The sequence below is a fragment of the Variovorax sp. P1_G12 genome (assembly GCF_056405555.1).
The window spans coordinates 1-7692 of sequence record NZ_JBFUBW010000078.1 but is presented as its reverse complement, the minus strand read 5'-3'; the positions used below and the strand labels follow the sequence as shown (position 1 = coordinate 7692).

Sequence of the window (7692 nt, the reverse complement as noted above, 5' to 3'; positions counted from 1 at the left end):
GCGCAATGCCGAAGCCGCAGTCCTGATGCTGCAATCCGATCACCCGGACCTCGAGGAAATCCGCGCGATCGTCGACGACATCCTCGCCGACGACCAGCGAGCGGGTGCCGTGATCGATCGCATGCGCGCGATGCTGCGGCGCCACGAGGTCGAGGTCATGCCGCTGAACGTGCATGACCTTCTGGAGAATGTCACGGCGTTGGTCCGTCCCGACGCCGCAGCGCGCCGCATTCGCGTGCGTTTGCAGGTTGCGCACCCTCTGCCGTCGGTCCTTGGCGATCGCATCCATCTGCAGCAGGTGCTGCTCAACCTGATCTCCAACGGCATGGACGCCATCGACGAAGCCGCACACAGGGTGCGCAGCATTGTGGTCACCGCGGTGCATCGCGGCGGCGAGATGGTCGAGATCGCTGTCAACGACAACGGGTCGGGGATTCCCAAGGAGCGGATCGAGCAGATCTTCGGGTCGTTCTTCACCACCAAGCCGACCGGGATGGGCATGGGCCTGTCGATCTCGCGCACACTGGTCGAGGCACACGGAGGGCGGCTGTGGGCCGAGAACGTGGAGGGTGGCGGCGCCAGCCTGCGCTTTACGCTACCGGTCTCGCCGGCCGGCCAGCCAGCGATGGCTGCGCCTGCGCCTGAGCGATCTGCTGGGCAAGTGCGATACACGGCATGAATCGCGCATTCAGAAGCGCTCTTCGCCTGTCTGCGCTCCCCGCCATTCTTCGGCCTTTTCAGTCTGCGCCGGCTGCTGGCACGACGGCCGGCCAGCGTCCTGCTGCGAGTAGGGGCTCGCTGATGTCATTCGAGTTCGCGCCCCGACTTCCGCCGAGGCACTGCGCCGGACCGTGGAGTCACTTCCCGAGCGGCAGCACCAGCGTCGCAAACACCGCGTAGCCCGAGACCCGGTTCTGCGCCCAGAACTCGTAGTAGGCGCGCAAGTTGGCATACGCCGGCAGGCCCCCAAATTTGAATGCGTACCCGACTTCCGGTCCGATGGCGGCGACCCGAGACTTGAACGGCCCCAGCTTGGCGCCCGATCCGCTGTCTCCGGTCAGCTGGTAGTACACGTAGCCTGCCAGCCCGACCTCCCAGTTGGCCGAGAGGAATTGYGACGCCGCCCAGTCGATRTGCGAGTCGACYCCATTCTTGTACTTGGTGTCCGAGTTCTCCCAGTTGTAGGTGARGCCGCCCACGACCGAGAAYTCGCGCCCGCTCTGCGSATYCAGATAGGTGTAGCCGCCACCGGCGTCGAAGGCCGCATGCCCAATACCGATRTTCGCGAGCCTCTTGCTGTCGTAGGCGCCCACCGGGATGTCACCCGTCGCGTAGGTCATCCAGTTGTGCACGCCCTGYGYCCAGGCGATGCTTGCCACCGGGTAAAGGTCGGTGAAGCCGTTGACCGTATCGGTGCGGTTCAGCTGGGTGCCGAGGGCGGACGTCGAGATGTCCGCCTTCGTCGAGTTCCTTCCGTAGCCGAASCCCACRCCCAGAGAAGCCTGGCCGCCCAGCCACYTGGTCTCGGGCGCGTAGCTCAGCTGTGCGAGCAGCAACGCCACRTCAGAGCTCACCCCGGCCGACACGGTGTTGCCTCGGGGCAGCAGYTTGCCGGTCGAGGCGCTGCCGCTGTAGCCATAGCCCATCGTCGTGAGTGACCAGCCGGGCGTGGCCGGTGTSGCAGAAAGGCTCGCGTACTGCCCCGAGAACCAGAAGGGCACGCCGCCCTCGTCCGGCGTTTCCTTGGGCCAGTACAGGCGCATCACCAGGTAGATCGGGCCGTCGGGAGCGGGCAGCCAGTTGGCTTCCTTCGCCTTCCCAGGCGAGTCCTTCTGGATGTAGAGCGTGAGTGAGCCGTCGGCGTTCTTCTTCATCCCCGACACCATCGGCGAGTTGATGAGGTAGCGGTTGATCGGATTCTTGATGAGAAGCTGGCTCTTGCCGTCGTACATCGTGACCGACCAGAAGGCGTTGACAGGCGGCTGCTGGCCTGCAGGAAAAGTCAATGTGTAGGCGTGCTTGCTTCCGTCCAGAGGCTCGCCCTTCCCATCAACACGAGTGAACGGATACATGGCCTCCACAGCGTCATTGCCGTAGATTCCTGCTTTGGCCGTAGCGGCTCGCTTGAGCCAGTTGCCGTTGTAGAAGGCGCGGTCGCCTGGCAGGGAGCCGACGCTCCAGCCGTTGACATCCTTCATGCCGGTCGCCAGATACTTGTCGATCTTTTCGTCGCCATCCTTCATGCCCAGGCCGACGGCGGCCTTGTGTTCGAGCGAAAGATCTTTGAACTCGAAGGTCTTGCCCGGTCCGATGCCGATGCTGGCGAGCCTGGCCCGTACGGCCTTGTCTTCCGGGGTGGGCGGCACGTACTTGAGCGCGGCGTCCAGGTACTCGAAGTAGTTCTGCTTGATCCCCGCCGCGGTGGCGGGGAGGAAATTGATCGTCGGCGCAGCCGCCGGAGCAGGCTGATTGAGGAAGGCGGACAGCGGCTGCACCTTGTAGCCCGACTGCACTTTCACCACGTTGGGCATGTCCTTGGGATTGAAGAGTTGAGTCCGCATGCCGGTCAGGGCGAAGGGCGTGGTCGAGGTGAAGACCTTCTTGATGCCGGGGGGCGTCGCGCCTTTCCAGTCGGGACCGACCACCATGTAGTGGCCCGGCTCGTTGCCGGTGGCACGGCTGCCGATGTAGCCGTAGTTGTAGGTGTTGCCGTCGATCAACTGCACCGAGTAGTAGCGCCGCTTGTCCACTGCCGGCACCGAGATCACCACCGGCTCCGCGCGCAAGTCCAGCCAGGCAAACGAGTATGGGGTGTCGCTGTTCGGCGTGACGATGGCCGTGTCTTGGTAGGTGTAGACGCGAGGCTCGTTCTTGAGGTGGTTGAAAGGCGCCTTGAACTGCGGGCCGCCCTTGTCCACGGCATATTCGAGCATCACGGCATAGTTCATGACCAGTGGCAGCCCGTAAATGAAGGCCTCCTCCGCGATGGCCTTGGTCTCGGCGATGCTGGGCGCGGCGATGCCCTTGGCGGCGTCGGCTTTTGCGGCCTGGGCCACGGGATCGCTCTTGCTGGCGCAACCCGTAATCAAGGCCATCGCGGCAGTGGCGATCGCTGCCCATTTCAAGAGCGAAGGAAGTTTGGCGTTCATGATTGACTTTTACTTTGCAAAACGTGATCCCTGCAACTGTTGCAGTGGCGCGCGCGATGCTGACAGCTGCCCCAATGGTTGGCAACTGCCCTTTAGGGCAGTGCCGATGCACCTCAGTCTGAGGTGCTACTTCTCCATGCCGCTTCGATCAACCCGCCTTCTTCACCAGCGGCGGCGACCAGGTTCCATTGAGGATCGATGGTGGCGGATTCTCCGTGGGCCAGTACATCCGCATCATGAGAATGAAGTTGTCCGGCGGCGCAGGCAGCCAGTTGGCCTCGGGCGCATTGGCGGGCTTCACGTTCGAGAAGTACAGGTCGAGCGAGCCGTCCTTGTTGAACACGGGCTTGTCGCGCATGCTCACGGTCTGCTTGTTCTGCGGATTCGGGAAGAAGAAGTACGAGCTGTCGTACATCGTGATCGACCAGAAGCCAGAGGCAGGCGGCGTCTTGCCCTTGGGGAAATGCACCGTGTACGTGTTCTTGCCGACCAGCGGCGTCCCGGAGTCGTCGTCCTTGGTGCTCGGGTACATCGCGTCCTTGGTCAGGTTCGCCCCCCAGCCGTAGTTCGCCATGGCGGCTCGCCAGAGGTAGTTGGTGCCGTATTTGCCGGTGCCCGAGGTGTACAGCCATCCGTTGACGACCTTGTTGCCCGACTTGGTGGCGTCCACGATCTTCGCCGTCGCGACCTTGACCGAGTCGGCCACTGCCGCCTGATCCGCTGCGGACAGCTTGCTCAGGTCGAAGGGCTTGCCCGGCACGATGCCGATCTTGGCCATCTCCTTGAGGACTGGACCGTCCTCCGGCAGCACGGGCGGGTTCTGGACCATCGACTTCGTGACCGCGTTGAAATAGGTCTGAGCGTCCATCGCGGCAATGATGTCGCGGACCTTCTCCTTGACGCTCGGTGCGCTGGCGTTGATCACGCCCTCCGGCGGGGTGTACGGCTCGCCGTAAGCGCTCAGCGGAACCAGCTTGAACTCCTTCTGCGCGGCGTTGACCTCGGCGTAGTCGGCATCGGTGCCGTCAGCATAAACGCGGCCGATCGTGAAGACGGTGTTGGTCGGCGACTTGACGACCTGCGTCACGCCGGCCGGCAGCTTGCCCTTCCAGCCCGGACCGACGATGGCGATCGTCTGCGCGCCCGTGCCAAGGGTTCGCTTGCCCGGCGCTGCGATCACGTTGGTGTATTGCGAGTAGATCGGGAAGAGGAAGTAACGCCCCTTCATGTCCGGGTATGACAGCAGCATGGGCTCCTGCTTCAGGTCCATGAACGCCGCCGTGTAGAGCGTGTCTGCATTGGGAGCCGTTACGCCCTTGTAATCCGCGGGCGGGTACTTGGGCATGTTCACCAGCTGGTTGAGCGGGGCCTGGAGCGTTGCCGGGTTGGGCGTCTTCACATTGGTGAAGGCATTGCCCGTGATGTCGCTGGTCAGCAATGCATAACCGTAGATATACGCATCGACGGCGATCTTCTTCGTTTGCTCCGGGGTCAACGCGGCTGCGTGCGCCGGCGCGGCGGCGAGCGCCACGAGCGACAGCGTTGCGGCGCCGAAGGCTCGCCGCGACACGCCGTGCAGGAACCGCGCTCGCTTCTTGATTTCAACTGACATCAGACTTCCTTTTTGTAAACGGATTGAATTCAATGTATTTGGCGCCGCCATGCATCCTGGCCAAGCCGCTGCGCAGCCTACAGGGCTTGCGTGACGACGGGCATGAGTCCACAGGCCTCGGATCAGGCTGCCTGGCGCATCGCTTCGTCGAACGAGCGCAACGGCTTGATGAACGGCGCGAGCAACTGGCCCGATGCCTCGCTTGTCAGCACTTCGGACGGCGCGAGCTTGATGACCGTGCGCGCCGCCGGGTTCGGCTCCCAGACGTCTTCCCCGATCAGGCGGCAGCACTCGTCGTAGGGCCAGAACATCTGAAGGCCGGGCACACGCAGCAGGTAGTACGAGTTCTCGTCGTCGACCTCGATGCCGTTCGCCTTCAGGGTCTGGCCGTGCGTCTGCTGGTACATGGTGCCGACCGAGGCGATGAAGTTGTCCGCTACAGCGATCTTCTCGTCCTCGGCGTAGAAGATTGACTGGTGCGTCTGGGCCCACAGTGCATAGAAACCCTTGACGGACTCGATGCCCTCCAGCACGGCATGGTTGCCCGCCATCTCGAAGTGATAGACGGGGTTCGGCGCGGTCATCTCCGGCACGAAGATTTCCTCGTAGCGACCGGCGATCTCGAGAAAGCGGTGACGGTAGTAGGCCTCGAGCATGAAGCGGTGCCGCGGGTTGGTCGTGACCTCCATGAGCTCGTCGATCGCGCGGTTGGTTTTGCGCACGTCCAGGTTCGGGTTGCCAAGAATGGCCATGTGGTTCCTCGATGAGTGGGGGGATCGATGAATGATCGATCGCGCGCGCACCCCGTACAAAGTCCTGAACCGACACCTGCACGTCCGTTGGCGACATCTAGGTAGAAACCCTATGAAACCGACTCCAATGGTCGAGTCGCAAGCGCGTTGTTACCATTCCCGCCCCATGTACCCCTAGCGAGTCATCGAATGAAGACGATGAACAGCGGCGCTCTATTTAGAAGACCCCAACCAACCCGCCCACTGCGGGATTGCAGAGCTGATTCGCGGAGGTTGCGGCATGACTTGGAGGCACCGGAATGAACGCAGCCACCAAAACCGTGCCGGCCCGCTATCTTTCGCTGCTTCTGGGACGCCTCGCGACGCAGGGGGTCGATACCGCGCGCCTGCTCGATCTCGCGAAGGTTGAAGCCGCCCGTTTCGAACGAAGCGACAGCGTCCTGGAACCGAACGAAGTGGAGGCCTTGGTCGAGTGGGCCTATCGACTCACCGGCCGCACCGACCTTGGATTCGAACTCGGGCAAGCGATCAAGTTGAATTCGCACGATCTGATGGGCTACGCGATGCTCAGCTGCCGCGACCTGGACCATTTCATGCAGTTCACCAGCCGCTACTATCACTTCATCATCACGCTGTTCACGATGAAGTACGCGCGGCGACCAGGTCTCGGCGAGGTGGTCTTCAGCCCTGCGGCCGTGATGCCTCTGCGCACCATGCATTTTGCGATCGAGGCCATCGCCGTCTCGCTGCACACCCAGGTCCGGTTGCTGTTCGGCTCCGAGATTGCGTACGACATCCGTCTCGGAATGCCGGCGCCCGCGCATGCAATGCGCTATGCCAGCCTGGCGCCTGCGCGTTTCCACTTCGATGAAAGTGCGCTCCCTGGCATCCGCGTGGTCTTCGACAGCGAGCTGTTGAATCGCCCGCTGCCCATGCCATCGCCCACAGTGGTTCGTCAAATCGAGCAGCGGCTGCATGTGCTGCAACGGCGGCCCGTGCCCGGCGGCGAATGGGGTGCCTACATCTCGATGCTGCTGCGCGAGACGCAGGGGCAACAGCTCACGCTTGAAGAGATCGCGCAGCGCATGAACATCTCGGATCGGACCATCGATCGCAACCTGAAAAAAGAAGGGTTGAACTTCCGTGATCTCTCACAGCGGGTACGGCTCGAGCGGGCACGGGAATTCTTGGCAAGGCCAGGTGCGACGGTCCATCAGGTCTCCATCCAGCTCGGCTTTCGCGACGTCGCCAATTTCGCGCGGGCGTTCCGGCGCGACGCAGGCGTCACGCCAAGCGAATACCAGCGCACCTTCCGAAAGCTTGCGCAATCTTCGGCCTCCGGCCCATAGCCTGCGGCTTGGGCTCGGCCGCGGCCGCGGCCTGAAGATGAGCGGGGCCACATCACTCTTCGAGAGCAAATGCCTGGCCTGGCTGAGATCGAAGATGCGGCAGTGACCGGTAGCGAACTGCGGTCATTGCTCGATAGGTGACGACGGACGGCTTGTGGCCGCATCCTGCCACACAAGGCTAGGAGCGATTCGCCTCGAATACGCGCTGGCCACAAGCGTCTGCGACCTCTGCCAACTCATGCAGGAACCTCGTCCAGTCCTGAAAGGCTGCGCCTGCGCCAACAACTCGGTCACCCCATGCCTTGGGGTGGCTCATGGTGATGATCTTTGAGCAGGCGCTTTGTGCCATGGCCGGGGTCTGGGCCGACCGGACCAACTCATGCACCGACGTGTAGACATCGTGCACCTCAGGGACGTCCTTGAGGGTCTCGACTTTCTGAATCAGTGGTTCGAGCTCTGGAAACGACATTTTTGAGGGCTCAAGTTGAATGTCTGGTGATGGCCGACTGTAGCCTGTCGCCGACCCGCTCCTCCGGGCCCGAGGACTAAACCGCTCGCGCGGTAGCCCGCCGCAGAGGCCGGTGGGTCTGGCAATCATCGCGTCCCTGTCTATGTTGAGGAGCGAGGCGATTGGCCTCGTTCTTCGACAGGAGCACGATCATGACCCCTTCGACACCAGCGGTTTCTGCGCTGCGTCAGCGCATGCTCGACGACATGCGCATGCGCAAGCTCGGACCCAAGACCCAGGCTGCCTACGTCCGCGCGGTTCGGTACCTCGCCGGCTTTCTGCAACGCTCCCCCGACACGGCCACCGCAGAGGATCTGCGGCG

General features: G+C 62.9%; 7 protein-coding genes. 3 read left to right on the top strand and 4 right to left on the bottom strand.

What is annotated here, in order from left to right:
- On the top strand, positions 1 to 679 hold a 679-nt coding region (locus tag AC1D2O_RS37495; protein ID WP_478158909.1), incomplete at its 5' end, for a sensor histidine kinase.
- A gap of 178 nt (positions 680 to 857) precedes the next feature.
- Here AC1D2O_RS37495 and AC1D2O_RS37490 read toward each other — a convergent pair.
- From AC1D2O_RS37490 to AC1D2O_RS37480, 3 genes are all read right to left on the bottom strand, one after another.
- Complete coding sequence (locus AC1D2O_RS37490) at positions 858 to 3149, bottom strand: DUF1254 domain-containing protein (RefSeq protein ID WP_478158908.1); 2292 nt, start codon at positions 3147 to 3149, stop codon at positions 858 to 860.
- A 148-nt stretch (positions 3150 to 3297) separates the two neighbouring features.
- Entirely contained in the window at positions 3298 to 4761 is a 1464-nt protein-coding gene (locus AC1D2O_RS37485; protein WP_477650145.1) for a DUF1254 domain-containing protein, read from the bottom strand.
- 122 nt (positions 4762 to 4883) lie between these two features.
- Positions 4884 to 5513, bottom strand: a complete 630-nt coding sequence (locus AC1D2O_RS37480) for a hypothetical protein (protein ID WP_477650144.1) — start codon at positions 5511 to 5513, stop codon at positions 4884 to 4886.
- 299 nt (positions 5514 to 5812) lie between these two features.
- Between AC1D2O_RS37480 and AC1D2O_RS37475 the strand changes: the two genes are divergently transcribed.
- Positions 5813 to 6862, top strand: coding sequence for a helix-turn-helix domain-containing protein (locus AC1D2O_RS37475; protein WP_477650143.1), 1050 nt, complete (start codon positions 5813 to 5815; stop codon positions 6860 to 6862).
- Between the two features lie 178 nt (positions 6863 to 7040).
- Here AC1D2O_RS37475 and AC1D2O_RS37470 read toward each other — a convergent pair whose 3' ends face one another.
- Positions 7041 to 7331 carry a hypothetical protein gene (locus tag AC1D2O_RS37470; protein ID WP_477650142.1) on the bottom strand — a complete coding sequence of 97 codons (291 nt, stop codon included), beginning with the start codon at positions 7329 to 7331 and terminating at the stop codon, positions 7041 to 7043.
- Positions 7332 to 7522: 191 nt separating this feature from the next.
- On the opposite strand from AC1D2O_RS37470, the gene AC1D2O_RS37465 reads away from it, so the two are divergent.
- Positions 7523 to 7692: phage integrase N-terminal SAM-like domain-containing protein (locus AC1D2O_RS37465; protein WP_478158897.1), on the top strand; the 170-nt coding region annotated here is incomplete at its 3' end.

What these genes read in the sequence shown, in the direction of transcription:
- AC1D2O_RS37485 (WP_477650145.1), bottom strand. Translation starts at nt 4,761, where the DNA reads ATGTCAGTTGAAATCAAGAAGCGAGCGCGGTTCCTGCACGGCGTGTCG.
- AC1D2O_RS37480 (WP_477650144.1), bottom strand. Translation starts at nt 5,513, where the DNA reads ATGGCCATTCTTGGCAACCCGAACCTGGACGTGCGCAAAACCAACCGC.
- AC1D2O_RS37470 (WP_477650142.1), bottom strand. Translation starts at nt 7,331, where the DNA reads ATGTCGTTTCCAGAGCTCGAACCACTGATTCAGAAAGTCGAGACCCTC.
- AC1D2O_RS37475 (WP_477650143.1), top strand. Translation starts at nt 5,813, where the DNA reads ATGAACGCAGCCACCAAAACCGTGCCGGCCCGCTATCTTTCGCTGCTT.